Here is a 26,055-nt window from a genome sequence, read left to right on the forward strand (position 1 = left end):
CTTACCGGTGGGTGAAGTTCGGAGTGCGCTTCTCGACGAAGGCTGCCATGCCTTCCGTCTGGTCCTCGGTCGCGAAGGTCGAGTGGAACAGCCGGCGTTCGTAGAGAAGTCCTTCGGACAGTGTCGATTCGAACGCGCGGTTGACGGCCTCCTTGGCCATCCGGGACGCCGAGCGGGACATCTGTGAAATCGTGGTGGCGACGGCCTTGGCCTCGGCCAGCAGGTCGTCGGCCGGCACCACGCGCGAAACCAGGCCGCTGCGTTCGGCTTCGGCGGCGTCGATGGTGCGCCCGGTCAGGATGAGATCCATGGCCTTGGCTTTGCCGATGGCGCGGGTCAGGCGCTGTGAGCCGCCCATGCCGGGCAGGACGCCGAGTTTGATCTCCGGCTGCCCGAACTTCGCTGTGTCGGCGGCGATCAGCACGTCGCACATCATGGCGAGCTCACAGCCGCCTCCGAGCGCGTGCCCGGCCACCGCGGCGATGGTCGGGGTCCGCACGGCGGCCAGCTTGGCCCAGGGGGCGAAGAAATCGGCGTCGAACGCGTCGGCGAATGTCAGCGCGGCCATCTCCTTGATGTCGGCGCCGGCGGCGAACGCCTTGGCCGACCCGGTGATGATGATCGCGCCGATGCCGGGATCGTTGTCGAAATCCATTGCTGCGCTGGTCACTTCGTTCATCACCTGGGTGTTCAGCGCGTTCAGCGCCTTGGGCCGGTTCAGGGTGATGGTGCCCACCCGGCCGTCGCGCTCGACCAGGATGGTCTCGTAGTTCCCGGGGGAGGTGTCAGTCATCGCAAATCGCCTTTCTAGAAACTCAAGTCGTCGTCGACGGGTTTGAAGTACGCCTCGACATCGGCCCGGGTCACCTGGGCCAGCGAGGACGGCGACCACTTCGGGTTGCGGTCTTTGTCGATCAGCTGCGCCCGGATGCCCTCCACCAGATCGTGTGATCGCAGCGACGCCGACGAGACCCGATAGTCCTGAACCAGAACGTCTTTGACCGTCTGCAGGTCGGCGGCGCGGCGGACGGCCTCCAGGGTCACCGACAACGAGATCGGCGAGCGGGTGCCGATCAGGTCGGCGGCGTCGTCAGCCGGTCCGGCGTCATGGCCGCGCAGGCTGGCGACGATGTCTTCGACCGTGTCAGCGGCGTAGCATTCGTCGATCCAATCGCGTTGTGCGGCAAGGCTGCTCGGCGGAGGCTCGACGGCATGCTCGGCAAGCGCGCCCTGCACGCCGTCGGCGATGATCGCCCGGGTGAACGCCCCGAGGTCGTCGTGCGGCACGTAGTGGTCGGCGAATCCCATGGCGATGGCGTCGGCTCCGGAAAACGGAGCTCCGGTCAGCGCGGCATGCAGGCCCAGCCCGCCGGGCGCCCGGGCCAGCAGGAACATCCCGCCGACATCGGGAACGAATCCGATGCCGACCTCCGGCATCGCGATCTTGGAGGTGTCGGTCACGACGCGGGTGTTCGCGTGCGCGCTGACCCCTACGCCGCCGCCCATCACGATGCCATCCATCAGCGCCACGTAAGGCTTGGCGAAATCGGCGATCTGGGCGTTGAGCAGGTATTCGTCCCGCCAGAACCGCCGCGCCTCGACCCCGTCCTTGCGGGCACTGTGATAGATGGAGACGACGTCGCCACCTGCGCACAGCCCGCGCTCGCCGGCACCGGAGAGCACCACCGCGCCCACCGCGTCGTTCTTCGCCCAGTCGGCGAGCACGGCGCTCAGCGCGTCCACCATCGGTTGGTTGAGCGAGTTGATCGCCTTGGGGCGGTTGAGCGTGATCAGACCGACGTTGCCGTCGATGTGGGTCAGAACCTCATCGGATCCGTCGGTCACGCCCTGGCCTCCCATCGCCGGTCCACCCTCGACGAAAAATCTAGATCGTGACGACCGGCGCGATCCCCGCGGGTAAGGGTTATCTTTAACGCGACCACGGCAGCAAATGCCCCGAGGCCTGGCCAGGTCGACTGGGAACCCGGAGCGGGCGCTGCGCGTTGAGAGTGTGTTCGCACAGCTCGAGCCAATAGAGAGGATCCGACGGTGCGGGAGACAAGCAACCCGGTATTTCGTTCGCTGCCCAAGCAGCGAGGCGGATACGCGCAATTCGGTACGGGTGCGGCCCCAATGCAGGGCTATGGAGCCGACCCCTACGCGGCCCCCTACCAAGCTCCCTACCAGGAGGCCAGGGCTTCGCGTCCGCTGACCATCGACGACGTCGTCACCAAGACCGGCATCACGCTGGCGGTGCTGGCGGTGTCCGCCGTGGTCTCCTACTTCCTGGTGGCGTCCAACCTCGCGCTGGCGATGCCGCTGACCATGGTCGGCGCGCTCGGCGGCCTCGGGCTGGTGCTGGTCGCGACCTTCGGCCGCAAACAGGACAGCCCGGCGATCGTGCTCAGCTACGCCGTCCTCGAAGGCCTCTTCCTGGGCGCCATCTCGTTCGTCTTCGCGAACTTCTCGGTCTCGCACGCCAACGCGGGCGCGCTGATCGGGGAGGCCGTGCTGGGCACCTTCGGGGTGTTCTTCGGCATGCTCGTCGTCTACAAGACGGGCGCGATCCGGGTGACACCCAAGTTCACCCGGATGCTGGTCGCCGCGATGTTCGGCGTCCTGGCCTTGATGCTCGGCAACTTCGTGCTCGCGATGTTCCACGTCAACGGCGGTACGGGCCTGGGCCTGCGCAGCGGCGGAACGGTGGCGATCATCTTCTCGCTGGTGTGCATCGCGATCGCGGCGTTCAGCTTCCTGATCGACTTCGACGCGGCCGACCAGATGGTGCGTGCCGGTGCGCCGGAGAAGGCGGCCTGGGGCATCGCCCTCGGCCTGACCGTGACCCTGGTCTGGCTGTACATCGAGATCCTGCGTCTGCTGAGTTATCTGCAGAACGACTAGTTCTGTTCAACGAAAAGACCGGCACGCCGATCGGCGTGCCGGTCTTTTCGTGTGCGCTGGCGTCGAGTGTGCGCTGCGGGCGGACCCGCTCGGCGTGTCGCCGCCATGGGCGCACGCTCGACAGCTAGCTCCGGCGAGGCGTCAGCTGAGCCGCTCGATGATCATCGCCATGCCCTGCCCGCCGCCGACGCACATGGTCTCCAGGCCGAACGTCTTGTCGTGGGTCTGCAGGTTGTTGATCAGCGTGGTGGCGATGCGCGCGCCGGTCATGCCGAACGGGTGGCCCAGCGCGATCGCCCCGCCGGACACGTTCAGCTTGTCCTCGTCCATGCCCAGCTCGCGCGCCGAGCCCAGCACCTGAACCGCGAAGGCCTCGTTGATCTCGTACAGGTCGATGTCGTTGATCGACATCCCCGCCCGGGCGAGCGCCTTCTTGCAGGCCTCGATCGGGCCCAGGCCCATGATCTCCGGTGACAGACCGCTGACCCCGGTCGAAACGATGCGCGCCAGCGGGGTCAGGCCCAGTTCCTTGGCCTTGGTGTCGCTGGTGATCACCAGCGCGGCGGCACCGTCGTTCAGGGGGCAGGCGTTGCCGGCGGTCACGGTGCCGTTGGGCCGGAAGACCGGCTTGAGTTCGGAGACCTTCTCGTAGGTGGTTCCGGCGCGCGGGCCGTCATCGGTACTGACGGTGCTGCCGTCGGGCAGGGTCACCGCGGAGATCTCGCGCTCGAAGAACCCGCTCTTGATCGCCTCCTCGGCGCGGTTCTGGCTGCGCACGCCCCAGTGATCCTGGTCTTCGCGGCTGATGCCCGTCATGATGGCGACGTTCTCCGCGGTCTGGCCCATCGCGATGTAGACGTCGGGCAGGTTGCCGTCGGCGCGGGGGTCGTGCCACTCGTCGGCGCCGGCCGCCGCGGCCTGCGAACGCTCCTGCGCCTCGTCGAACAGCGGGTTCTTGGTGTCGGGCCACGAGTCGGAATTGCCCTTGCCGAAGCGGGAGACGGTCTCGACGCCCGCGGAGATGAAAGCGTCGCCCTCGCCGGCCTTGATCGCGTGGAAGGCCATCCGGGTGGTCTGCAGCGACGACGAGCAATACCGGTTGACGGTGGTGCCGGGCAGGAAGTCGTAGCCGAGCTCGACGGCGACGACGCGGGCCATGTTGAAGCCGGATTCGCCGCCCGGCAGGCCGCAGCCCAGGATGAGGTCGTCGATCTGATGAGGGTTGAGCGCGGGCACCTTGTCCAGCGCGGCCCGCACCATCTGGGCGGCCAGGTCGTCGGGCCGCATGGAGACCAGCGACCCCTTCATCGCGCGGCCGATCGGCGAGCGGGCGGTTGAGACAATGACGGCTTCAGGCATGACGGTTCCCTTCAAATCCCTTCCGGATTCCGACGAGCTCGCTATCTGAAAAACGGGTGGTGGCTCCACGCCGACGGGCTAGCTCGAATCTAGTCGGTGCCCACCAGGGGGTACGACGACGGGGCGGGTCCCGGCACGGGGCGCCGCCAGAGCCGCGACATCACGCTGGTTCGGGTGTGGCGCTGGCCGAGGACCGGCTCGGTCGTCGATGCCGCCAGGTCCATCGGCGGGATGTCGACCTTCTCGCCCAGCGCCTCGCACAGCGCGCGCAGCAGCGCGTCGGCCGCGATCGCGTATGCCGGGGCGGACGGGTGGAAGCCGTCCGGGGAGAACATCACGTGGGGCGTGGACCGGAACTGCGGGGTCATCAGCTGGCCCAGCGGTACCGGCATGCCGCCGGCGGACCGCACCGCCGCGGCTTGGGCACGCGCAAGTTGGGAACAACGCTCGTGCGCGAGCGAACGCAGCGGCTGGGGGATGGCGGTGATCACCCCGAGATCCGGACAGGTGCCGGCGATCACCACGGCGCCGCGGGCGCGCAGTTTGCGAACGCTCAACCCGAGCCGCTGGGCCGACTGGCTGACGCCGTTGAGGGCGGTCACGTCGTTGGCGCCGACCATGATGACCGCCGCGTCGGGCGGCGCCCCCGCCACGAACATCGCATCCACTTGGCCGCAAACGCCTTTCGACGTGGCGCCGACGATGGCCTTGGTGCTCAGCCGGATCCGCTTGCCGGTCTGCTCGGCGAGGCCCCGCGCGATGCGCACCCCCGGCACTTCCTCGGCGCTGATGCACCCGTAGCCGGCGGCCGTCGAGTCGCCGAAGATCATCAGGCTCAGGTCGAAGGGCACGCCGCGGTGCCACCGCTGCACCGGCCCGCCGCCACGGGTGTACACGCCGTCGGCGCGCGGGGGGATGTCCCACGCCTTGGGAATGACGGTGCGCGCGTGCGTCGCCTGGCCGACGAGCAGGTTTCGCGCCCCCAGGTAGGCAGTTCCCGTCGAGGCGAGTGCACCCGCTGTGGCCAGAGCGATCGCCGAACGACGTGGCAGCCGCATGGTCACGGAAGCCAGTTTAGTTCGGCTCGCTTGTTTGCGGGGTCGGCTGACCAACAATCCGGTCACGGCGGGAAACGAATTGGTATCGAATCGGGCTTTTCCGACGTTGTCGTAGAAAATGCCTGTCACCCTGATCCCCAGGGGTTGGCTGAGCGCCTCGAGCAAACGGCTGAACCAGACGCTTGGCCGCCTCGTCACATGCTGTATCGCACTACAAAGGCGTAGGAAGTGTTGAGCATGAGCGCACCCGGCAAGGTATCCGGCTGGCCCCAGAATGCCGTACGCCCCCACGACGTGCTGAGGGCCCGCAGGGCCAAGACCCGCAAGTTCGCGATGAGCGACGGCACGCCGGTCGAGGTCCTCGAATCCGGGCCCAGCGTTGCCGCGCGGGTGGCCAACCTGACGTCGCGGATCACCGTCCGGCCGGTGCTGTCCGTCGGCAGCCATGTGCCGAACTTCCCCTGGCCCTGGGGCCTCATCGACCTGGCCGCCCGGGCGGTGCTGCCGGTGTCGGCCACCGTCCGCGAAACGGTGAAGCTGCCCAACGCCTCGGCGCAGTTGGTGCGCGCACCCGGCGTGCTGCCGGCCGACGGCACCCGCCGGGTGGTCGTCTACTTCCACGGCGGCGCCTTCTTGACGTGCGGGGCGAACTCCCACGGCCGGCTGGTGGAAGCGCTGTCGAACTTCGCCGACGCACCCGTCCTGGTGGTCAATTACCGGCTGCTGCCCAAGCACTCGATCGGGATGGCCCTCGACGATTGCCACGACGGCTACCAATGGCTGCGGCTGCGGGGATACCAGCCGGATCAGATCGTGCTCGCCGGCGACTCCGCGGGCGGTTACCTGGCGCTCGCGCTCGCGCAACGCCTCCAGGAGGAAGACGAGGAACCCGCCGCCCTCGTGATGATCTCGCCGCTATTGCAGCTGGCCAAGGAATACAAGCAGGCGCACCCCAACATCGACACCGACGCGATGTTCTCCGCCCGGGCGTTCGACGCGCTCGCCGAGCTGGTCGCCAGCGCGGCGCGGAAGCGCACGATCGCCGGCAAACCCGAAGAGGTCTATGAGCCGCTGGAGCACATCAAACCGGGCCTGCCGCGGACCCTGATCCACGTCTCGGGCTCCGAGGTGCTGCTGCACGACGCGCGGCTGGCGGCGAGCCGGTTGGCGGCGGTCGGCGTGCCGGCCGAGGTGCGGGTGTGGCCCGGCCAGATTCACGACTTTCAGCTGGCGGCACCGGTGGTGCCGGAGGCGGCCCGGTCGCTTCGCCAGATCGGCGACTACATCCGAGAGGCCACCGGCTAGCGCAACCGCCGTGGGCGCCGAGGGGAAGCACGTCGTGCACCCCCGAGGGGTGCCTGAGACGATGAACGCATGCGGATTGCCCAGCACATCAGTGAGCTCATCGGCGGCACGCCGCTGGTACGCCTGAACTCCGTCGTCCCCGAGGGCGCCGGGACCGTGGCGGCCAAAGTCGAGTACCTCAACCCCGGGGGGAGCTCGAAGGACCGGATCGCGGTGCGGATGATCGACGCCGCCGAAGCGGGCGGACTCCTGAAGCCGGGCGGCACCATCGTCGAACCCACCTCCGGCAACACCGGCGTCGGGCTTGCGCTGGTGGCTCAGCAGCGCGGCTACAAATGCGTGTTCGTCTGCCCCGACAAGGTCGGCGAGGACAAGCGCAACGTGCTGCTCGCCTACGGCGCCGAGGTGGTCGTCTGCCCGACCGCGGTGCCGCCCGAGCACCCGGACAGCTACTACAGCGTCTCCGACCGGCTGACCCGCGAAATCGACGGTGCGTGGAAGCCCGACCAGTACGCCAACCCGGAGGGCCCGGCCAGCCACTACGCCACCACCGGCCCGGAGATCTGGGCCGACACCGACGGCAAGGTCACCCACTTCGTTGCCGGCATCGGCACCGGCGGCACCATCACCGGCGCCGGCCGCTACCTGAAGGAAGTGTCCGGCGGAGCGGTGCGCATCATCGGCGCGGACCCCGAGGGGTCGGTGTATTCCGGCGGCACCGGCCGCCCCTACCTGGTCGAGGGCGTCGGCGAGGATTTCTGGCCGGACGCGTACGACCGCACGGTGCCCGACCAGATCATCGCGGTGTCCGACTCGGACTCGTTCAACATGACCAGGCGGCTGGCCCGCGAGGAGGCGATGCTGGTCGGGGGGTCGTGCGGGATGGCGGTGGTGGCCGCGCTCAAGGTCGCCGAGGAGGCCGGGCCCGACGCGCTCGTCGTGGTCCTGCTGCCCGACGGCGGGCGCGGGTACATGGCGAAGATCTTCAACGACGCCTGGATGTCGTCGTACGGGTTCCTGCGCAGCCGTCTCGACGGGTCGACCGAGCAGGCCAGGGTGGGCGACGTGCTGCGCCGCAAATCGGGCGAGCTGCCCGACCTGGTTCACACCCATCCGTCCGAGACCGTGCGCGACGCCATCGGCATCCTGCGCGAGTACGGGGTGTCCCAGATGCCCGTGGTCGGCGCCGAGCCGCCGGTGATGGCCGGAGAGGTGGCGGGCAGCGTCTCCGAGCGCGAACTCCTGTCCGCGGTCTTCGAGGGCCGCGCCAAACTGGCCGACGCCGTTTCGTTGCACATGAGCCCGCCGCTGCCGATGATCGGCGCGGGGGAGCTGGTCAGTGCGGCCGGCAAGGCGCTGCGCGACTGGGACGCGTTGATGGTGGTCGAGGAGGGCAAACCGGTCGGGGTGATCACCCGATACGACCTGCTGGGCTTCCTCTCGGAGGCGCCTCGTGGACCAGCGGGGCGTCGCTAGCGAGTCTCGCCCGGCCGCCGCGCGCTCAGGTACTGTAATGCGGCCTGGCTCAGCTGGTCCGTAGTGGAAGGGGTGCCCATGACCGATCAACCGCCGCCCGGCGGCACAAATCCGCCACCTCCCCCGTCGCCCGAGTCAACCGGTGGGCAGGAAACCCCGCCCCCTCGTCGGCAACGTACGGATCGCCGGTCCCGGAGGGGGTGGCGCATACCCGCCGCCCCCGCCGTCCGCGGGCGGGTATGCGCCACCCCCTCCGGGACCGGCGATCCGTACGTTGCCGACGGAGTCCTACACGCCGTGGCTCACCAGGGTGGTGGCGTTCATCATCGACATCCTCCCGTACGCGGTCGTGCACGGAATCGGGACGGGCATCCTCGTCGCGACACAGCAGACGTCGTGCGTCACCGACGTCACGCAGTACGCGGTCAACCAGTACTGCGCCACGCAGAACTCGACCATCGGCATGGCCGCGCAGTGGTTGGCATCGCTGGTGGGCCTGGTCTATCTGATTTGGAACTACGGCTACCGCCAGGGCCTCACCGGATCCAGCGTCGGCAAGTCGGTGATGAAGTTCAAGGTGGTCAGCGAGGTCACCGGCCGGCCGATCGGTTTCGGCATGTCGGTGGTGCGTTCCCTGGCCCACTTCGTCGACGCGATCATCTGCTTCATCGGGTTCCTTTTCCCGCTGTGGGATTCCAAGCGGCAGACGCTGGCGGACAAGATCATGACGACGGTCTGCCTGCCGTTCGACGGAACCGAGGAACGGCCGAGCTAGTCGTGCGCGCGACCTAGCCGGGGTGGCCGTCGCCTAGGCTGAGCGTCGATGAGCGCCGACCGACACGGACACTTCACCGGACTCGCCACCAAGGCCATTCACGCCGGCTACCGGCCGGACCCGGCGACCGGGGCGGTCAACGCCCCGATCTACGCCAGCAGCACGTTCGCCCAGGACGGCGTCGGTGCGCTGCGCGGCGGGTTCGAATACGCGCGCACCGGCAACCCGACGCGCGCCGCGCTGGAGGCCTCGCTCGCCGCCGTCGAAGGTGGCGGTTACGGGCGCGCGTTCGGATCCGGCATGGCCGCCACCGACTGCGCGCTGCGGGCGATGCTGCGGCCCGGCGACCACGTCATCATCCCCAACGATGCCTACGGCGGCACCTTCCGGTTGATCGACAAGGTGTTCACCCAGTGGGGGATTCGTTACACGCCGGTGGCGCTGTCCGGCCTGGACGACGTCCGGGCCGCGATCAGCCCGCACACGCGCCTGATCTGGGTGGAGACGCCGACCAACCCGCTGCTGTCCATCGCCGACATCGCGGCCTTGGCCGAGATCGGCAAGCAGTCGTCGGTAAAGGTGTTGGTGGACAACACGTTTGCGTCGCCAGCGCTGCAACAGCCGTTGACGCTGGGCGCGGACGTGGTGTTGCATTCGACCACCAAGTACATCGGTGGCCACTCCGACGTGGTGGGTGGCGCGTTGATCACCGACGACGCGGAGCTGGACGAGGCTTTTGCGTTCCTGCAGAACGGGGCCGGCGCGGTGCCCGGCCCGTTCGACGCCTACCTGACCATGCGCGGGCTGAAGACGCTGGTGCTGCGGATGCAGCGGCACAGCGAAAACGCCGCGGCAGTCGCCGAATTCCTGGCCGGACATCCGGCTGTGAGCACGGTGTTGTACCCCGGTCTGCCCGGCCACCCCGGGCATGACGTCGCCGCCAGGCAGATGCGTGGCTTCGGTGGCATGGTGTCGGTCCGCATGCGGGGCGGCCGGCTAGCGGCGCGGGATCTGTGCGCCCGCACCGAGGTGTTCATCCTGGCCGAATCGCTCGGCGGCGTCGAGTCCCTGATCGAACACCCCAGCGCCATGACGCATGCGTCGACGGCCGGTTCGCAACTGGAAGTGCCCGACGACCTGGTGCGGCTGTCGGTCGGCATCGAGGACGTCGCCGACCTGCTGGCCGACCTCGACCAGGCGCTGGGCTAGTGGCGATCGCGAGGCGGCTGGCGGCCGCTACGAGTGGTAGGGCTCCGCGCTGACCAGCGTGACCTCGACGGTGTTGCCGTTGGGCACGACGTAGCTGCGGGTCTCGCCCACCTTGGCGTCGATCAGCGCGCCACCCAGCGGTGAGTTGGGCGAGTACACCTCGAGCTTGCCGTCGTTCACGCCCTCCTGGCGGGTGGCGATCAGGAACGTCTCGGTGTCCGACTTGTCGCCGTTGTAGTACACCTTGACCACCGAGCCGGGCAGCGCGACGCCGGACTGCTTGGGCGCCTCGCCGACCTTGGCGTTGTTGAGCAGGTCCTGCAGCTGGCGAATCCGGGCCTCCTGCTGGCCCTGCTCTTCGCGGGCGGCGTGGTAACCGCCGTTCTCGCGCAGGTCCCCTTCTTCACGGCGGTCGTTGATCTCCGCGGCGATGACCGGACGATTAGCGATCAACTGATCGAGCTCCGCCTTCAGCCGGTCATGTGACTCCTGGGTCAGCCACGTCACCGAAGTGTCCGTCATCTTGTCGTGCTCCTCGTGTTCTCGTTTTCGCGTAACCGCGTAAGCCTGTTGACCCCGCCGCCGGAGTGATCCGGGTCTTCCTCCCGTGTGCTGCCGATCCGTTCTGCTCACGGCCTTAATGCAGCAATACACGGTCCCATCAGGAACCGTGCATTCACCCATGTTACCACCGCGCAAACAATTGATGACTCCAAATTCGCAGTTCGCCTGTTGTTAAGGGGTCACGCCGGCCGCAGATAGGCGGGCACGTCGGTGCCGCACCCATAGATATCGGCCACCCCCGGGGGTTTGCTGGACTTCACCGTGGTGGTCAGCTGCACCGTGGCCGCATCGGAGGCCGGGACCAGCACTTCGCGCCTGCCCGTTTCGCTACCGTCCTTCGCCCGGACCCGCACGATGCAGTCCACCGGCCGCGACGGATCGGATCGCGTCACGCTGATCGTTACCGACGCGGTCTGGTCGTCGAGCACCCGGTAGCCGACCAGCGAGCCCGTGACGGCGCTCGTGCCAAGCCGGTGGTAGCCGACGACGGCGATCACCAGGCCCGCCGCCACCACCAGTGCACCCAGCCCGCCGATCACCCAGCGCCGGGGCACGCGCGCGCGCCCGGAACGCCCGTAGCGGGCCTCCGGACGCGAAGGAGAGGTTTCGGTCATGCCTGGGTATGCCTTGAGCGGTCGGCCGCCGGCCGGCGGCCGGCGGCATGCAACGATCTGAAGAACTGGAATTATAGGTTCGTATCCGGCGACCAGCAGACCGACAAGGGGGCACGTGAGCGAACTGCGGTTGATGGCGGTGCACGCCCACCCCGACGACGAATCCAGCAAGGGCGCGGCCACCCTCGCCCGCTACGCCGACGAGGGCCACCGGGTGCTGGTGGTGACGCTGACCGGCGGCGAGCGCGGCGACATTCTCAACCCGGCCATGGACCTGCCCGAAGTGCACGGCCACATCGCCGAGATCCGCCGCGACGAGATGGCGAAGGCCGCCGAGATCCTCGGTGTCGAGCACCACTGGCTGGGCTTCGTTGACTCCGGCCTGCCTCAGGGCGACCCGCCGCCCCCGCTGCCCGAAGGATGCTTCGCGCTGGTGCCGCTGGAGGAGTCGGTCGAGGCGCTGGTGCGGCTGGTCCGCGAGTTCCGCCCGCACGTGCTCACCACCTACGACGAGAACGGCGGCTATCCGCATCCCGATCACATCCGCTGCCACCAGGTTTCGGTCGGCGCCTTCGAGGCGGCCGGCGACTATCGGCGCTTTCCGGATGCGGGCGAGCCGTGGGCGGTGTCCAAGCTCTACTACATCCACGGTTTCCTGCGGGCGCGGATGCAGCTGCTGCACGACGAGGCCGTCAAGCACGGTCACGAACCCCCGTTCAAGAAGTGGCTCGAGCACTGGGATGCCTCGCACGACCCCTTCGAATCCCGGGTCACGACGCGCGTCGAGTGCTCGAAGTACTTCAGCCAGCGCGACGACGCGCTGCGGGCGCACACCACCCAGATCGACCCCGAGCACGATTTCTTCGCCGCGCCCATCGCGTGGCAGCAGAGGTTGTGGCCGACGGAGGAGTTCGAGCTGGCGCGCTCGCGCGTCCCGGTCCGGCTGCCCGAGGACGACCTGTTCGCCGGAATCGAGATCGACGGGTGAACCACCTCCTGATGGCGAGTGTGTTGGCCGACGCCCCGCCCAAGCACACCGGGCCGGATTTCGGCAAGGCCAGCCCGATCGGGCTGCTGATCGTCGTGGTGCTGTTGATCGCCACGTTGTTTCTGCTGCGATCGATGAACAAGCAACTGAAGAAGGTGCCCGACTCGTTCGATCCCAAGCACCCCGAGCCCGACCAGGCCGCGGACGAGGGCACCGACGCGGTCGACGACGCCGACGGACACCCGCCGGGCAGGGCTAACGGATCGGAGCGCTCACCGGGGCCCGGTGATGAGCCCGGCTGACGCCGCGGCGACGAACACCCTCGGGCTGGCCACCAGCCCGTATCTGCGCCAGCACGCCGGCAACCCCGTGCACTGGCAGCAGTGGAACCCGCAGGCGCTGGTGGCCGCGGCCGAACGTGACGTGCCGATCCTGCTGTCGATCGGCTACGCGGCCTGTCACTGGTGTCACGTCATGGCCCACGAGTCGTTCGAGGACGACGAGGTGGCCGCCGCGATGAACGCCGGGTTCGTCTGCATCAAGGTCGACCGGGAGGAACGCCCGGACCTCGACGCGGTGTACATGAACGCCACCGTGGCGCTCACCGGACACGGCGGATGGCCGATGACGTGCTTCCTGACGCCCGACGGCCGGCCCTTCTTCTGCGGCACCTACTACCCGAAAGAGGGCTTCCTGCAGCTGCTTTCGGCGGTGTCCGCCACGTGGCAGCAGCGCCGCGACGAGGTGGAGCGGGCGTCCGACCACATTGCCGGCGAGCTGCGCGCGATGGCGTCCGGGCTGCCCTCCGGCGGCCCCGACGTGGCGCCGGCGCTGTGTGATCACGCGGTCGCCGCGGTGCTCGACGAGCAGGACACCGCGCACGGCGGCTTCGGCGGCGCACCGAAATTCCCACCGTCGGCGCTGCTCGAGGCGCTGCTGCGCCATCATGAGCGCACCGGGTCGGCGGCCACGCTGGAGGCGGTCGCGCGCACCGGCGACGCGATGGCGCGCGGCGGCATCTACGACCAACTCGCCGGCGGGTTCGCCCGCTACAGCGTCGACAACGCTTGGGTGGTGCCGCATTTCGAGAAGATGCTGTACGACAACGCGTTGTTGCTGCGCGCCTATGCGCACTGGGCCCGGCGGACCGGTGATCCGCTGGCGCGCCGAGTCGCCGCCGAGACGGCGCGTTTTCTGCTCGACGACCTCGCCGACGGCGCCATGTTCACGTCGTCGCTGGACGCCGACGCCGACGGCCGCGAGGGCTCGACCTATGTCTGGACGCCCGGGCAGCTCACCGAGGTGCTCGGGCCTGACGACGCCCATTGGGCCGCAACGCTTTTCGGTGTCACGGCGGCGGGCACCTTCGAACACGGGGCCTCGGTGCTGCAATTGCCCGCCGACCCCGATGACCCGCAACGCGCCGGACGGGTCCGGGCCGCGCTGCTGGCGGCCCGTCGCGGCCGGGCCCAGCCCGGCCGCGACGACAAGGTCGTCACGTCCTGGAACGGGCTGGCGATCACCGCGCTGGCCGAGGCCGGCGTGGCCCTCGGCGAGCCCGAGCTGGCCAGCGCCGCCCGGGACTGCGCGACCGCGCTGCTGGGCCTGCACCTGGTCGACGGGCGGCTGCGGCGCGCCAGCCTGGGCGGGGTCGTCGGGGACAGCGCCGCCATCCTCGAGGACCACGCGATGCTGGCCACCGGCCTGCTCGCGCTCTACCAGCTGGACACCGACGCGGATTGGCTGGGCGCGGCGGTCGAGCTGCTGGACACCGCGCTGCGGCACTTCGCCGACCCGCAGCAGCCGGGCCGCTGGTTCGACACCGCCGACGACGCCGAGCGGTTGATGCTTCGGCCCGCCGACCCACTGGACGGGGCCACCCCTTCCGGCGCGTCGAGCATCACCGAGGCGCTGCTGACCGCGGCGCACCTGGTCGACGGGGAGCGCGCGGAGCGGTATCTGCGCGCGGCGGCAGACGCCCTGAGCGCGCATTCGGTGTTGCTGGAGCGCGCGCCGCGTTCGGCGGGGCACTGGCTGGCCGTGGCGGAGGCCGCGGTTCGCGGTCCGCTGCAGGTCGCGGTCGCCTGCGATCCGTCGCGGTCTCCGCTGCTGGCCGACGCGCGACGGTTGGCGCCCGGCGGGGGGATCGTCGTGGGCGGCAAGAAGGGCTCCTCGGCGCTGCTGGCCGGGCGGGACCGGGTGGCCGGCGCCGACGCCGCCTACGTGTGCCGGGGCCGCGCGTGCGACCTGCCGGTCACCACGGCCGCAGACCTCGCGGGGGCGCTGGCCGCCCCACGGTAGCGTGACCTTTCATGCCGAGCGCCCAACACATCACCGACACGGTCAACCGCTACATCGAACTGGTCGCCAAGGGTGGCGCCGACGAGTTGGTCGAGCTGTACGCCGACGACGCCACCGTCGAAGACCCCGTCGGCGGCGAGGTGCACATCGGCCGCCAGGCGATCCACGGCTTCTACTCCGCGGTCAACGACGTGCAGCGCGAATGCGAACTGGTCACGCTGAGGGTCGCGGGCAACGAGGCGGCCTTCCATTTCCGCCTCACCATCACCGCGGGGGAGCACCGGATGGTGATCGAGCCGATCGACGTGATGGCGTTCGACGAGGACGGCAAGGTCGCCCACATGAAGGCCTACTGGTCACCCGCCGACGTCACGCACCTGTAGCCGGCTCAGTGCAGCCAGGCCTGGTGGCCGACGTAGAACACCGCGAACCACATGGCGATGTAGTGCAGGATCGCCGCGATCGCGGTGAAGGCGTGGAAGAACTCGTGATAGCCGAACGTCCTGGGCCACGGGTCGGGCCAGCGGAGCCCGTAGAAGATCCCACCGATGCTGTAGAACACGCCGCCGACGGCCAGTAACACCATCGCGGCCACCCCGGCCGTGTGCAGGATCGTCGGGCAGTACCACACGGCCACCCAGCCCAGCAGCAGGTAGAGGGGCACACCCAGCCAGCGCGGGGCCGACGGCCAGCACACCTTGAGCAGGATGCCCGCGGCCGCGCCGCCCCACACGATCCACAGCACCTGCACCCCGGTCTGCTGCGGCATGGCCAGGCGCGCGAACGGCGTGTAGCTCCCGGCGATGAACACGAAGATCATCGAATGGTCGAGCCGCTTCATGCGATTGCGGGCCGCATCGGACTTCCACTGCACCCGGTGGTAGGTGGCGCTGACGGCGAACATCGCCACCGTCGCCGCCGCGTAGACCAGCGTCGAATGACCCGCGCGCGGCGAGGAGGCGGCCCACGAGACCGAGACCAGCGTGGCGCCGGTGATGATCGCCAGCCACGCGGACACGAAGTGGATCCAGCCGCGCATGCGCGGCTTGGTCAGGACGTGGGCGGCACCCTCGACCAGGTGTTCGACGGTGTTGCCGGGGGTGATGGCCTCGGATTCGCGATCCGAACGCTCCGGATTGGCAGACGTGCTCGTCTGGCTGCTCATGTCTCCTGTGCCTTGTCTTGCAGGTCGGCAATTGCCAGTGGCTGCTCACCGCCAACAGTAATCGGCAATCGTCACGGCGTGGTGACTGCCGCCCGGTGACCGGCGCGAAACCGGGCCGAAATCGCAGGGGAATTCGGTGCGGCTCGCAGTAGGCTGAATCTCCGTGGAAATTATCCCGCCGCGTCTCAAAGAGCCGCTGTATCGCGTCTACGAGTTGCGGCTGAGGCAGGATCTGGCCTCCTCCAAGTCCGACCTTCCGCGTCACATCGCCGTCCTGTGCGACGGCAACCGGCGCTGGGCCCGCGATGCCGGCTACGCCGACGTCAGCTACGGCTACCGGATGGGTGCGGTCAAGATCGCCGAGATGCTGCGCTGGTGCCAGGAAGCCGGCATCGAGATGACCACGGTCTACCTGCTGTCCACCGAGAACCTGCAACGCGACCCCGACGAGCTGGCGGGACTCATCGAGATCATCACCGATGTCGTCGAGGAGATCTGCGCGCCGGCCAATCGCTGGAGCGTGCGCACCGTCGGCGATCTGGAGTTGCTGGGCGAGGAGCCGGCCCGGCGGCTGCGTGACGCGGTGGAGTCGACGCCCGTGGTCGCGCCCTTCCATGTCAACGTCGCCGTCGGCTACGGCGGCCGCCGCGAGATCGTGGACGCGGTGCGGGCGCTGCTGAGCAAGGAGCTCGCCAACGGTGCCTCCGCCGAGGAACTCATCGACGCGGTGACCGTCGACGGCATCTCCGAAAACCTGTACACCTCCGGGCAGCCCGATCCCGACCTGGTGATCCGCACCTCGGGGGAGCAACGCCTGTCCGGGTTCCTGCTCTGGCAGAGCGCCTATTCGGAGATGTGGTTCACCGAAGCGCACTGGCCCGCGTTCCGCCGGGTCGACTTCCTGCGCGCGCTGCGCGACTACAGCCGGCGGCACCGCAGGTACGGCAAGTAAACGGCCTCGGCGGTCGGCCGGGCCCGTGACACACTTGGTTCATGGCTGCGCTGTCGGCGGTGGTGTTCACGCTGAGCGGGTGGCTCGGGTTGTACCTGCTGGCCCGCGATCCGCGCAAGCCGGTGCTGGTGATGGCGGCGATCGGTCTGTGCGGTTTCGCGCTGGTGGTCGCGCTGGACGCGGTGCGCAACACCAGCCCTGGCTACGCGCACCTGCTCAGTCGCGTTGAGGTCTACCTGGTGGCCGTTCCCGGCGTGGCGTGGTTCGCGGTGCTCGTCGAGCTGTCCCGGCCCAGGGACGGCGGGCGGGCGCGCAGCCGCGAGGTGTTGCTGGTGGCGGGGGTCGGCGCGCTGACCCTGTTCGGGGCGATGCTGGCCGGCAGCGTCGAGGGACCGTTGCGGACGGGCCACTGGCTGATGTTCGCGGTGATCTCGCTGTCCACGTTCGGCGCGATGGCCGTCGCGTTGCGGCAGCCGCGCCGCCCCCGGTCGGCCGTCGGGCTCGCCGTCGTCGCCACCCTGTTCTTCGCGCTCGGCAACGCCATCCTGATCATTCCGCTGGGCCTGGTGCCCAGCTGGGTGGCGCTGGCGTCGACGAGCATCGACGTCCTCTCGCTCGGGCTCGCCGTAGCCCTGTGGGACGCGTTCGAGGAGGGCCAGGCGCTGCGTGCCGACATGCTGCGCTCGTTCACCGGCTCGATGGCGGTGGCGGTGTTGTTCGGCGGCCAGGCGCTGGTCGGCCTGGCGGTCACGCGGGACGAGCCCGCCGGGCGGACGGTGCTGGGCGTGCTGTTGTTCAGCAGCCTCGCGATCGCCATCGCGGTGCAGGTGCTGGCCGATCCGCTGGCCGGCGCGCTCGACCGGATGGCGTTCTCGAAGTCGCCCGCGCTGCGGGCCGACCGGGCGGCGTTGCGGCACACCGGGGCGGCGTTGCCATTGCGGTCGGCCGATCCCCTGGTCGACGTCGACGACCAGACCTTCGCCAGGCTCACCCGCCGGGCGCTGGGCCACTACGGCGACCTGACCAAGTTGGTCGCCAGCCCGTTGACCGCGCTGCCGGTCATCGACGAGCGGCTCGCCGCGCGGGGCGCGCCGGACCATCCGCTGGAGCGGGCCAACGAACTCAAGGCGGTCCTCGCTGACGCGATCGGGCGGCTGAAACCCCGCGACGCGGGCGATTTCGGGACCACCGAGCAGTGGCGCCATTACAACTCGCTGTATTTCCCGTACGTAGTCGGCGTGCGCGCGTATGCGCAGAACGCCACCGCCGCCGGATTGGATCCGGTCGCCCGCCAGGCCTGGCACTGGTTGGTCACCGAGGTCCCGCAGCGCTCGCTGCACAACTGGCAGAACGCCGCGGCCCGGCTGATCGCCGCGGACCTGCGCGGGCGGATCCCGGTGCCCAGCGAGTGACTTTGTCGCTCGGAAGCGGGCACGCGGTCGTGTCTTCGCATCTTGTGACTGGTGGGGCAGGTGAACGCCAGACTGGCGTCTGTCGAATAACAAATCGGATTCGTGCTCGCAGAAGGGAATAGCCGGGCCCACACCCTGGTCCTTGTTTCCGTGGCAGTAGTTGGCAGTGCCACGAGTCGATATGGCAGGTGCACCGGTAGCACGCTGATGTTCGACCCAATTCGCCATCGCGAGGAGTAATCACATGATGTCTGCATCTGGCGCACCCGGTCTGGCAACCCGACCCCTCTACGACGCGACCGACTCGCTGTTGCGTTTCGCCATGCGCGCCGACGCCACCTTCACGGGACTGTGCGGTCTGGTCGTCGCATTTCTCGCCGACCCGCTGTCGTCGCTGACGGGGTTGAGCTCGCTGCAGGAATACAGCCTCGGCGCCTTCTTCGTGTTCAGCGGCCTGGCCGTGTTCCTGCTGGCGGCGGCGCCGAACCTGCGCCGCGTCGGAATCGGCGTCGTGGTGGCCAACGTGGCGTTCACCCTGGCAGCGATCGTGGCCGCCGAAGTGCTGCCGCTGTCCGCGACCGGGATCGCCGCCGCGCTGGCCGGCGGCGTGTACACCGCAGCCTTCGCGGGACTGCAGTACCTGGGCCTGCGCCGCCTCGAGACGGCTTGACCGCGGCGGTCGCCGGCTAGAGCTTGCGCAGCCGCAGCCGGTTGATGGAGTGGTCGGCGTCCTTGCGCAGCACCAGCGTGGCCCGGGGCCGGGTCGGCAGGATGTTCTCGACCAGGTTGGGCCGGTTGATGGACCGCCAGATTTCCCGCGCGGCGGCGACGGCCTTGGTGTCGTTGAGGGCCGAGTAGTGGTGGAAGTGCGATTCCGGGTCGGCGAACGCCGTGCCGCGCAGCGACAGGAACCGGGAGACGTACCACTGTTCGATGTCTTCGATCCGGGCGTCCACATACAGCGAGAAGTCGAACAGGTCCGACACCATCAGGGTCGGGCCCGTCTGCAGGACGTTGAGGCCCTCGAGGATCAAGATGTCGGGATGGCGGACGACGTGCTTGGCGCCGGGGATGATGTCGTATTTCAGGTGCGAGTAGACGGGCGCGCACGCGTAGTCGGATCCCGATTTCACCGAGGTCACGAAGCGCATCAGCGCCCGGCGGTTATAGCTCTCCGGAAAACCTTTGCGGTGCATCAGGCTTCGTCGATCGAGTTCGGCGTTCGGGTATAGGAAGCCGTCGGTGGTCACCAAATCCACCCGAGGGTGGTGGTCCCAGCGCGCCAGCAGCGCCTGCAGGACGCGGGCGGTGGTCGACTTGCCGACCGCGACGCTGCCGGCCACGCCGATCACGAACGGCACCGGCCGGTCCGGATTCTGTTGCGGCTCGCCGAGGAACTCCGCGGTGGCGGCGAACAGCCGCTGGCGGGCCGCGACCTGCAGGTGGATCAACCGGGCCAGCGGCAGGTAGACCTCTTCCACTTCCAGCAGGTCGATCTGCTCACCGAGACCGCGCAGCCCGACCAGTTCCTCCTCGGTGAGGGCCAGCGGCGTCGACATGCGAAGCGCGCGCCATTGCTTTCGGTCGAACTCCACGTAGGGGCTCGGCTCGCTAAGCCGCGGCATACTGCAAGTGTCGCAGGGGCGGACGCGCGCCCGACGGCTGGGCTGGCTAAACCATGGCTCGATAGACTGGCCCCGTGACTGCTGCACCCGACGCCCGCCCCTCCACGTCCGTGATGTCCGCGCCGCTCGCCGCGGTCGATCCCGACATCGCCGAATTGCTCGGCAAGGAGCTGGGCCGTCAGCGCGACACCCTGGAGATGATCGCCTCCGAGAACTTCGTGCCGCGCTCGGTGCTGCAGGCCCAGGGCAGCGTGCTGACCAACAAGTACGCCGAGGGCCTGCCCGGCCGGCGCTACTACGGCGGTTGCGAGTACGTCGACGTCGTCGAGAACATCGCCCGGGACCGCGCGAAGGCGCTCTTCGGCGCCGACTTCGCCAACGTGCAGCCGCATTCGGGCGCGCAGGCCAACGCCGCGGTGCTGCAGGCGCTGATGACGCCGGGGGAGCGGCTGCTGGGCCTCGACCTCGCCAACGGCGGGCACCTCACCCACGGGATGAAACTGAACTTCTCCGGCAAGCTCTACGAAACCGGTTTCTACGGTGTGGATCCCGTGACGCACCTGGTGGACATGGACGCGGTGCGGGCCAAGGCCCTCGAGTTTCGCCCGCAGGTCATCATCGCCGGATGGTCGGCCTACCCGCGGATCCTGGACTTCGCGGCGTTCCGGTCGATCGCCGACGAGGTCGGCGCCAAGCTGTGGGTGGACATGGCGCACTTCGCCGGCCTGGTCGCCGTCGGGCTGCACCCCTCGCCCGTGCCGCACGCGGACGTGGTGTCCACCACCGTGCACAAGACGCTGGGCGGCCCGCGTTCCGGCCTGATCCTGGGCAAGCAGGAGTACGCCAAGTCCGTCAACTCCGCGGTGTTCCCCGGCCAGCAGGGCGGCCCGCTGATGCACGTCATCGCGGGCAAGGCCGTCGCGCTCAAGATCGCCGGCACCCCCGAGTTCGCCGACCGGCAGCAGCGCACGCTGTCCGGCGCGCGGATCCTCGCCGAACGGTTGACCGCCCCCGACGTGGCCAAGGCCGGTGTGTCGGTGGTCAGCGGCGGCACCGACGTCCACCTGGTGTTGGTGGACCTGCGCGACTCCCCGCTGGACGGCAAGGCCGCCGAGGACCTGCTGCACGAGATCGGCATCACGGTCAACCGCAACGCGGTACCCAACGACCCGCGGCCGCCCATGGTGACGTCGGGCCTGCGGGTGGGCACGCCGGCGCTGGCGACCCGCGGCTTCGGTGATGCGGAGTTCGCCGAGGTCGCCGACGTCATCGCCACAGCGTTGGCCGCGGGGACCGCCGCGGACCTGTCCGCCCTGCGGCAGCGGGTGACGCGGCTGGCCAGGGATTTCCCGCTGTACGGCGGTCTCGAGGAGTGGACGCTGGTCGACCGCTGACCGCGGGCCGGACCGGTTTAGGGACCAAAGTCACCAGTTGTCGCGACACGGCGCAAGCGATTTCACGAACCTGTGTATGCAAGTTACAGTAACCGCATGGCACAGAAACCTGTAGCTAACGCGCTGACCCTGGAACTCGAGCCGGTGTGCGAAGCCAACATGGACCGGCATCTGAGCACCGAGGAACTCTGGTTCGCTCACGACTACGTGCCGTTCGACCGGGGCGAGAACTTCGCATTCCTGGGCGGACGTGACTGGGAACCGTCCGATGCGACGCTGCCCCGGAAGTACACGGACGCCTGCGAGATCCTGCTGCTGCTCAAGGACAACCTCGCCGGCCATCACCGTGAGCTCGTCGAGCACTTCATCCTCGAAGACTGGTGGGGCCGCTGGCTGGGCCGCTGGACCGCCGAGGAGCACCTGCACGCGATTGCGCTGCGCGAGTACCTGGTGGTCACCCGCGAGGTCGACCCGACCGCCAACGAGGAGGCCCGGGTCCAGTACGTCATGAAGGGCTACCGCGCCGACACGTACACGCAGGTCGAAACCCTGGTGTACATGGCGTTCACCGAGCGCACGCACGCCGTCTTCTGCGAGAACCTCGCGGCGCAGCTCGAGGAGCCCATCCTGGCCGGGCTGATCGACCGGATCGCGCGCGACGAGCGGCGCCACGAGCTGTTCTTCTCCAACCTCGTCGAGCACTGCCTGCAGTACACCCGCGACGAGACCATCGCGGCCATCGCGGCACGCGCGGCCGACCTGCAGGTGCCGGGCGCCGACATCGACTCCTATCGGGACAAGCTGCGCAACGTCGCCGATGCGGGCATCTTCGACCAACAGCAGCTGCGGCAGGCGATCTCGGATCGCATCACCGCATGGGGTGTGGCCGACGAGCCCGCCCTCAAGCAGTTCGTCATCGGCTAGCCCGATCTTCGCGCGTGGCGACTTAGTCGTCGGCGCGCCTGCGCTGCTGCGAAGCGGCGACGAGAGTAGCGTCGATCTCGATGGTCAGCGTCATGCTCTGCTGCCAGGGCGGCACCTCCCGTCACCACAACGGAAGGACCGGCCCCGGTCCTGGTGTCGCAGTTCCCGCCGACATGCCTGTGCGGGTCCGCGCGGGCTCATCCCGCTCGAGGAGCGCTACGTGACCGAAATCCGGACCTACGTGATCGACACCTCCGTGCTGCTGTCCGACCCGTGGGCGTGCAGCCGGTTCGCCGAGCACGAGGTGGTGGTTCCGCTGGTGGTGATCAGCGAACTGGAGGCCAAACGGCATCACCACGAGCTGGGGTGGTTCGCCCGGCAGGCGCTGCGTCTGTTCGACGACCTCCGGCTCGTGCACGGACGGCTCGATCAGCCCATTCCCGTTGGGGCGCAAGGCGGCACGCTGCACGTCGAACTCAACCACACGGATCCCGCGGTGCTGCCCGCCGGTTTCCGCAGCGATAACAACGACTGCCGGATCCTGAGTTGCGCCGCCAACCTGGCCGCCGAGGGCAAGCGAGTCACGTTGGTCAGCAAGGACATTCCGCTTCGCGTCAAGGCCGCCGCCGTGGGGCTGGCCGCCGACGAGTATCACGCGCAAGACGTGGTGGCCTCCGGGTGGTCTGGGATGCGGGAGATCGAGACGGCCACCGAGGACATCGACGCGCTGTTCGCCGAGGGCGAGATCGATCTGGCCGAGGCGCGAGACCTGCCCTGCCACACGGGTATTCGCCTGCTCGGCGGCAGCTCGCACGCGCTGGGCCGGGTCAATGCCGACAAGCGGGTTCAGCTCGTCCGCGGCGACCGCGAGGCGTTCGGCCTGCGGGGCCGTTCCGCCGAGCAGCGGGTGGCGCTCGACCTGCTCCTCGACGAATCGGTGGGCATCGTCTCGCTGGGCGGCAAGGCCGGCACCGGGAAGTCGGCGCTGGCGTTGTGCGCGGGCCTGGAGGCCGTGCTGGAACGGCGGACCCAGCGCAAAGTGGTGGTCTTCCGCCCGCTGTACGCCGTGGGCGGCCAGGAGCTGGGCTACCTGCCCGGCAGCGAGAGCGAAAAGATGGGTCCCTGGGCGCAGGCGGTCTTCGACACGCTCGAGGGCCTGGCCAGCCCGGCCGTGCTCGAGGAGGTGCTGTCCCGCGGCATGCTCGAGGTGCTTCCGCTGACCCACATCCGGGGCCGCTCGCTGCACGACTCGTTCGTCATCGTCGACGAGGCCCAGTCCCTGGAGCGCAACGTGTTGCTGACGGTGTTGTCCAGGCTGGGCGCGGGGTCGCGCGTGGTGCTGACGCACGACATCGCCCAGCGCGACAACCTGCGCGTCGGCCGGCACGACGGTGTCGCCGCGGTGATCGAGAAGCTCAAAGGTCACCCGCTGTTCGCCCACATCACCCTGTTGCGCAGCGAGCGGTCACCGATTGCGGCGCTGGTGACCGAGATGCTCGAGGAGATCGCCGGACCGCAGTGACGCGCCTCGTGGGCCGCGAAACTGTATTCCGCGACGCCTCCACTCGCGAAACACGTCGCTAGGTGCAGTCTCGCGGTGGGTAGGCTCTTACCGTGCCGAAAAGACCCGACAACCAGGCCTGGCGCTACTGGCGCACGGTGGTCGGTGTCGTCGCGGCCGTCGCCGTGCTGGTGATCGGCGGACTGACCGGTCACGTGACGCGCGCCGACAACCTCAGCTGCGCGGTGGTCAAGTGTGTGGCGCTGACCTTCGACGACGGGCCCAGCCCATTCGATGCCCGGTTGCTGCAGATCCTGAAGGACAACGACGCCAAGGCGACGTTCTTCGAGATCGGCAACAAGGTGGCGGCCAACCCCGCGGGGGCCAAGCAGGTGGCCGACGCGGGGATGGAGATCGGCAGCCACACCTGGGAGCACCCCAACATGGCGACGATCCCACCGGAGGACATCGCGCCCCAGTTCGCCAAGGCCAACGACGCGATCACCGCCGCCACCGGGCGGACGCCTTCCATCTACCGGCCTGCCGGCGGACTGTCCACCGACGCGGTCCGGCAGACCGCCGCCAAGTTCGGGCTCGCCGAAATCCTTTGGGACGTCATCCCTTTCGACTGGGCGAACGACTCGAACACGGCGGCGACGCGGTACATGCTGATGACCTACACCAAGCCGGGTTCGGTGGTGCTGTTCCATGACACCTACTCGAGCACCGTCGACCTGATCTACCAGTTCATCCCGGTGCTCAAGGCCAACGGCTACCGGATGGTGACGGTCAGCGAACTCCTGGGCCCCCGGGCGCCGGGCAGCAGCTACGGCAGCCGCGAGAACGGGCCACCCGCGAACGAACTCCACGACATCCCGCCCGGCGACATCCCGACGCTGCCCAACACGTCGTCGCCCAAGCCGATGCCCAACTTCCCGATCACCGACATCCCGGGCCAGAACTCCGGCGGGCCGAACAACGGTGCCTAGCACGGGCTTGCGGGCACTCGTGGCCACTCGGCTGGGGAAGTGGCGCCCGCAAGCGCCGGTGGGGCAGCGAAAGTCCGCCCGCCGGTTGGCGATCGAATACGGGGCCGACCTCGCGTGCTCGTACGTGCTGGCCGTCGTCGAGGCGGCCGCCATCCTGATCCCGCTGCGCGGCCACACCTCCGTCGCGGCCAACGTCGACTTCGCCCAAACCAATCCGGCGGCGGTGGTGGCGCTCGTTCTGCTGGGCATCGCCGCCGTCGCGTCCGCCGGCGTCCTGAGCATCACCCCGACGCTGCGTTGGTACGCGTCCGGGGCCGAACCCGACCAGCAGCAGCGGGAAATCGCGCTGAAGCTGCCCGGGCGCCAGTCGGCCATCCTGTTCGGGGCATGGGCCGCCAGCGGTGGCATCTTCATGCTGCTCAATCTCGGTGGCGGGGCCCAGCTGCTGCTGCCCATTGCGCTCGGCGCGCTGCTGGGCGGGCCGGCCGCCGCCGGTACCGCGATGCTGCTGGCGCAGCGCGTCCTGCGCCCCATCATGCGCGCCGCCACCCTGGGCTGTGAGCCACGGTTGGCCGTGCCCGGGGTGTACGCGCGTCTGGTCCTGCTGTGGTTCTTGTCCAGCGCCTTCCCCATCGGGGTGATCGCGACGCTGGTCGTGCTTCGCTCCTACGGATGGCTGATCGAGAAGTCCGCGTCGCTGGATGTCCCGATCCTGGTGGTCGCGCTGGCCGCGCTGGTGCTCGGGCTGCCGACCATGATCTTGACGGCGCGATCCATCTCCGACCCGCTGGGGGAGGTCGTCGACGCCATGGCGGAGGTCGAGCGCGGCCGCATCGGAACCTACGTCGGGGCATATGAACGGTCCCAGATCGGGCGTCTGCAAACGGGATTCAACCGGATGGTGGCCGGGCTGGCCGAGCGGGAGCGGTTGCGCGACCTGTTCGGGCGCCACGTCGGGACCGACGTCGCCCAGCGCGCCCTCGAGGAGGGCGCAACACTGTCGGGAGACGTGGTCGAGGCGGCGGTCCTCTACATCGACCTGGTGGGTTCGACGCAGCTGGCGGAAAGCCGTCCCCCGCAGGAGGTCGCCGAGGTTCTCAACGACTTCTTCCGCATCGTCGTCGGCACCGTCGACGAAAACCGGGGGCTGGTCAACAAATTCGCCGGGGACGCCGCGCTGGCCGTCTTCGGGGTGCCGCTACCGGCCGGCGAGCCGGCGTCGGCGGCCTTGGCCACCGCCCGCGCCCTGGGCGCCCAGCTGCGCCGGCTGCCGGTCGATTTCGGCATCGGCGTCTCGGCCGGCCCCGTCTTCGCCGGCAACATCGGCGCCGAGAACCGCTATGAGTACACGGTGATCGGCGACGCGGTCAACGAGGCCGCCCGGCTGGCCGATCTCGCCAAGACCGCCGACCGGCGCATCCTCTGCGCAGCGGCGGCCATCGAGCGGGCCGGCGAAGCCGAGGGAAGGCATTGGGCGGAGTGCTATTCCACCGTCCTGCGGGGACGGTCCGAAGCCACCCACGTCTCGGCGCCGGCCGGCTAG

General features: G+C 69.2%; 24 protein-coding genes and 1 pseudogene. 17 read left to right on the plus strand and 8 right to left on the minus strand.

Features of this window, described 5'->3' with window-relative positions; translation table 11 throughout:
• Window position 1: 1 nt before the first annotated feature.
• Both C1737_RS25610 and C1737_RS25615 read right to left on the minus strand, forming a co-directional pair.
• The gene (locus C1737_RS25610; RefSeq protein WP_067928176.1) at window positions 2-793 is read right to left on the minus strand and encodes an enoyl-CoA hydratase; all 792 of its coding nucleotides are present in this window, start codon (window positions 791-793) and stop codon (window positions 2-4) included.
• Window positions 794-807: 14 nt separating this feature from the next.
• Window positions 808-1,845 (minus strand): enoyl-CoA hydratase/isomerase family protein, encoded by a 1,038-nt coding sequence (locus C1737_RS25615; protein ID WP_102420133.1) that lies wholly within the window; start codon window positions 1,843-1,845, stop codon window positions 808-810.
• Window positions 1,846-2,049: 204 nt separating this feature from the next.
• Between C1737_RS25615 and C1737_RS25620 the strand changes: the two genes are divergently transcribed.
• On the plus strand, window positions 2,050-2,901 hold the full coding sequence (locus C1737_RS25620; protein WP_067928173.1) for a Bax inhibitor-1/YccA family protein: 852 nt from the start codon (window positions 2,050-2,052) through the stop codon (window positions 2,899-2,901).
• A gap of 141 nt (window positions 2,902-3,042) precedes the next feature.
• On the opposite strand, the gene C1737_RS25625 is transcribed toward C1737_RS25620, so the two are convergent.
• Both C1737_RS25625 and C1737_RS25630 read right to left on the minus strand, forming a co-directional pair.
• Window positions 3,043-4,260, minus strand: coding sequence for an acetyl-CoA C-acetyltransferase (locus C1737_RS25625; protein WP_102419778.1), 1,218 nt, complete (start codon window positions 4,258-4,260; stop codon window positions 3,043-3,045).
• An 89-nt stretch (window positions 4,261-4,349) separates the two neighbouring features.
• Window positions 4,350-5,312, minus strand: coding sequence for an SGNH/GDSL hydrolase family protein (locus C1737_RS25630; protein ID WP_102420134.1), 963 nt, complete (start codon window positions 5,310-5,312; stop codon window positions 4,350-4,352).
• A gap of 243 nt (window positions 5,313-5,555) precedes the next feature.
• Between C1737_RS25630 and C1737_RS25635 the strand changes: the two genes are divergently transcribed.
• From C1737_RS25635 to C1737_RS25650, 4 genes and pseudogenes are all read left to right on the plus strand, one after another.
• A complete protein-coding gene (locus tag C1737_RS25635; protein ID WP_068091261.1) occupies window positions 5,556-6,623 on the plus strand; it encodes an alpha/beta hydrolase fold domain-containing protein in 1,068 nt (355 codons plus the stop codon).
• A gap of 69 nt (window positions 6,624-6,692) precedes the next feature.
• Window positions 6,693-8,099: a cystathionine beta-synthase gene (locus C1737_RS25640; RefSeq protein ID WP_067928164.1), complete on the plus strand. Its 1,407-nt coding sequence runs from the start codon at window positions 6,693-6,695 to the stop codon at window positions 8,097-8,099.
• Window positions 8,100-8,177: 78 nt separating this feature from the next.
• Window positions 8,178-8,874: pseudogene (locus C1737_RS25645) on the plus strand (RDD family protein).
• Window positions 8,875-8,922: 48 nt separating this feature from the next.
• A complete protein-coding gene (locus C1737_RS25650) occupies window positions 8,923-10,083 on the plus strand; it encodes a cystathionine gamma-synthase (protein ID WP_102419779.1) in 1,161 nt (386 codons plus the stop codon).
• 27 nt (window positions 10,084-10,110) lie between these two features.
• On the opposite strand, the gene greA is transcribed toward C1737_RS25650, so the two are convergent.
• Both greA and C1737_RS25660 read right to left on the minus strand, forming a co-directional pair.
• Window positions 10,111-10,605, minus strand: coding sequence for a transcription elongation factor GreA (greA, locus tag C1737_RS25655; RefSeq protein WP_007168983.1), 495 nt, complete (start codon window positions 10,603-10,605; stop codon window positions 10,111-10,113).
• Window positions 10,606-10,826: 221 nt separating this feature from the next.
• A complete protein-coding gene (locus tag C1737_RS25660) occupies window positions 10,827-11,261 on the minus strand; it encodes a DUF4307 domain-containing protein (protein ID WP_067916860.1) in 435 nt (144 codons plus the stop codon).
• A 115-nt stretch (window positions 11,262-11,376) separates the two neighbouring features.
• Between C1737_RS25660 and mca the strand changes: the two genes are divergently transcribed.
• From mca to C1737_RS25680, 4 genes are read left to right on the plus strand one after another with little or no spacing between them, the layout of a single operon-like run.
• A complete protein-coding gene (mca, locus tag C1737_RS25665; RefSeq protein ID WP_102419780.1) occupies window positions 11,377-12,249 on the plus strand; it encodes a mycothiol conjugate amidase Mca in 873 nt (290 codons plus the stop codon).
• Entirely contained in the window at window positions 12,246-12,551 is a 306-nt protein-coding gene (locus tag C1737_RS25670) for a hypothetical protein (protein ID WP_067916856.1), read from the plus strand. Before mca ends, C1737_RS25670 begins: the two co-directional genes overlap by 4 nt.
• Window positions 12,538-14,550, plus strand: a complete 2,013-nt coding sequence (locus C1737_RS25675; protein WP_102419781.1) for a thioredoxin domain-containing protein — start codon at window positions 12,538-12,540, stop codon at window positions 14,548-14,550. The genes C1737_RS25670 and C1737_RS25675 overlap by 14 nt, the downstream gene beginning before the upstream one ends.
• 11 nt (window positions 14,551-14,561) lie before the next feature.
• Window positions 14,562-14,933 carry a nuclear transport factor 2 family protein gene (locus C1737_RS25680; protein ID WP_068093709.1) on the plus strand — a complete coding sequence of 124 codons (372 nt, stop codon included), beginning with the start codon at window positions 14,562-14,564 and terminating at the stop codon, window positions 14,931-14,933.
• Window positions 14,934-14,938: 5 nt separating this feature from the next.
• Here the strand turns inward: C1737_RS25680 and C1737_RS25685 are convergent, their stop codons facing one another.
• Window positions 14,939-15,715, minus strand: coding sequence for a hemolysin III family protein (locus tag C1737_RS25685; protein WP_102419782.1), 777 nt, complete (start codon window positions 15,713-15,715; stop codon window positions 14,939-14,941).
• Between the two features lie 163 nt (window positions 15,716-15,878).
• Between C1737_RS25685 and C1737_RS25690 the strand changes: the two genes are divergently transcribed.
• The 3 genes from C1737_RS25690 (at window position 15,879) to C1737_RS25700 (ending at window position 18,749) form a co-directional block, all read left to right on the plus strand.
• Window positions 15,879-16,667 (plus strand): (2Z,6E)-farnesyl diphosphate synthase, encoded by a 789-nt coding sequence (locus C1737_RS25690; protein WP_067916848.1) that lies wholly within the window; start codon window positions 15,879-15,881, stop codon window positions 16,665-16,667.
• A gap of 41 nt (window positions 16,668-16,708) precedes the next feature.
• Window positions 16,709-18,079, plus strand: coding sequence for a hypothetical protein (locus tag C1737_RS25695; RefSeq protein WP_102419783.1), 1,371 nt, complete (start codon window positions 16,709-16,711; stop codon window positions 18,077-18,079).
• 244 nt (window positions 18,080-18,323) lie between these two features.
• Window positions 18,324-18,749, plus strand: coding sequence for a hypothetical protein (locus C1737_RS25700; protein WP_067916843.1), 426 nt, complete (start codon window positions 18,324-18,326; stop codon window positions 18,747-18,749).
• A gap of 16 nt (window positions 18,750-18,765) precedes the next feature.
• Here C1737_RS25700 and coaA read toward each other — a convergent pair whose 3' ends face one another.
• Window positions 18,766-19,704, minus strand: a complete 939-nt coding sequence (coaA, locus tag C1737_RS25705) for a type I pantothenate kinase (protein WP_067916841.1) — start codon at window positions 19,702-19,704, stop codon at window positions 18,766-18,768.
• Window positions 19,705-19,817: 113 nt separating this feature from the next.
• Between coaA and glyA the strand changes: the two genes are divergently transcribed.
• From glyA to C1737_RS25730, 5 genes are all read left to right on the plus strand, one after another.
• The gene (glyA, locus tag C1737_RS25710; RefSeq protein ID WP_067916839.1) at window positions 19,818-21,098 is read left to right on the plus strand and encodes a serine hydroxymethyltransferase; all 1,281 of its coding nucleotides are present in this window, start codon (window positions 19,818-19,820) and stop codon (window positions 21,096-21,098) included.
• A 96-nt stretch (window positions 21,099-21,194) separates the two neighbouring features.
• The gene (locus C1737_RS25715) at window positions 21,195-22,022 is read left to right on the plus strand and encodes an acyl-ACP desaturase (RefSeq protein ID WP_067916837.1); all 828 of its coding nucleotides are present in this window, start codon (window positions 21,195-21,197) and stop codon (window positions 22,020-22,022) included.
• A 220-nt stretch (window positions 22,023-22,242) separates the two neighbouring features.
• Window positions 22,243-23,544: a PhoH family protein gene (locus C1737_RS25720; protein ID WP_055404939.1), complete on the plus strand. Its 1,302-nt coding sequence runs from the start codon at window positions 22,243-22,245 to the stop codon at window positions 23,542-23,544.
• Window positions 23,545-23,636: 92 nt separating this feature from the next.
• Entirely contained in the window at window positions 23,637-24,512 is an 876-nt protein-coding gene (locus C1737_RS25725) for a polysaccharide deacetylase family protein (RefSeq protein ID WP_067916835.1), read from the plus strand.
• 85 nt (window positions 24,513-24,597) lie between these two features.
• The gene (locus tag C1737_RS25730; protein WP_082962860.1) at window positions 24,598-26,055 is read left to right on the plus strand and encodes an adenylate/guanylate cyclase domain-containing protein; all 1,458 of its coding nucleotides are present in this window, start codon (window positions 24,598-24,600) and stop codon (window positions 26,053-26,055) included.

Origin of the sequence: Mycobacterium sp. 4858, from assembly GCF_900240975.1 — a bacterium.
Lineage (GTDB): Bacteria > Actinomycetota > Actinomycetes > Mycobacteriales > Mycobacteriaceae > Mycobacterium.

Coding starts and splice junctions, on each gene's coding strand:
- C1737_RS25700 (WP_067916843.1), top strand. CDS start 18,324: ATGATGTCTGCATCTGGCGCACCCGGTCTGGCAACCCGACCCCTCTAC.
- C1737_RS25650 (WP_102419779.1), top strand. CDS start 8,923: ATGAGCGCCGACCGACACGGACACTTCACCGGACTCGCCACCAAGGCC.
- C1737_RS25680 (WP_068093709.1), top strand. CDS start 14,562: ATGCCGAGCGCCCAACACATCACCGACACGGTCAACCGCTACATCGAA.
- C1737_RS25660 (WP_067916860.1), bottom strand. CDS start 11,261: ATGACCGAAACCTCTCCTTCGCGTCCGGAGGCCCGCTACGGGCGTTCC.
- C1737_RS25635 (WP_068091261.1), top strand. CDS start 5,556: ATGAGCGCACCCGGCAAGGTATCCGGCTGGCCCCAGAATGCCGTACGC.
- C1737_RS25695 (WP_102419783.1), top strand. CDS start 16,709: ATGGCTGCGCTGTCGGCGGTGGTGTTCACGCTGAGCGGGTGGCTCGGG.
- C1737_RS25610 (WP_067928176.1), bottom strand. CDS start 793: ATGACTGACACCTCCCCCGGGAACTACGAGACCATCCTGGTCGAGCGC.
- C1737_RS25675 (WP_102419781.1), top strand. CDS start 12,538: ATGAGCCCGGCTGACGCCGCGGCGACGAACACCCTCGGGCTGGCCACC.
- greA (WP_007168983.1), bottom strand. CDS start 10,605: ATGACGGACACTTCGGTGACGTGGCTGACCCAGGAGTCACATGACCGG.
- C1737_RS25640 (WP_067928164.1), top strand. CDS start 6,693: ATGCGGATTGCCCAGCACATCAGTGAGCTCATCGGCGGCACGCCGCTG.
- coaA (WP_067916841.1), bottom strand. CDS start 19,704: ATGCCGCGGCTTAGCGAGCCGAGCCCCTACGTGGAGTTCGACCGAAAG.
- C1737_RS25715 (WP_067916837.1), top strand. CDS start 21,195: ATGGCACAGAAACCTGTAGCTAACGCGCTGACCCTGGAACTCGAGCCG.
- glyA (WP_067916839.1), top strand. CDS start 19,818: ATGTCCGCGCCGCTCGCCGCGGTCGATCCCGACATCGCCGAATTGCTC.
- C1737_RS25685 (WP_102419782.1), bottom strand. CDS start 15,715: ATGAGCAGCCAGACGAGCACGTCTGCCAATCCGGAGCGTTCGGATCGC.
- C1737_RS25625 (WP_102419778.1), bottom strand. CDS start 4,260: ATGCCTGAAGCCGTCATTGTCTCAACCGCCCGCTCGCCGATCGGCCGC.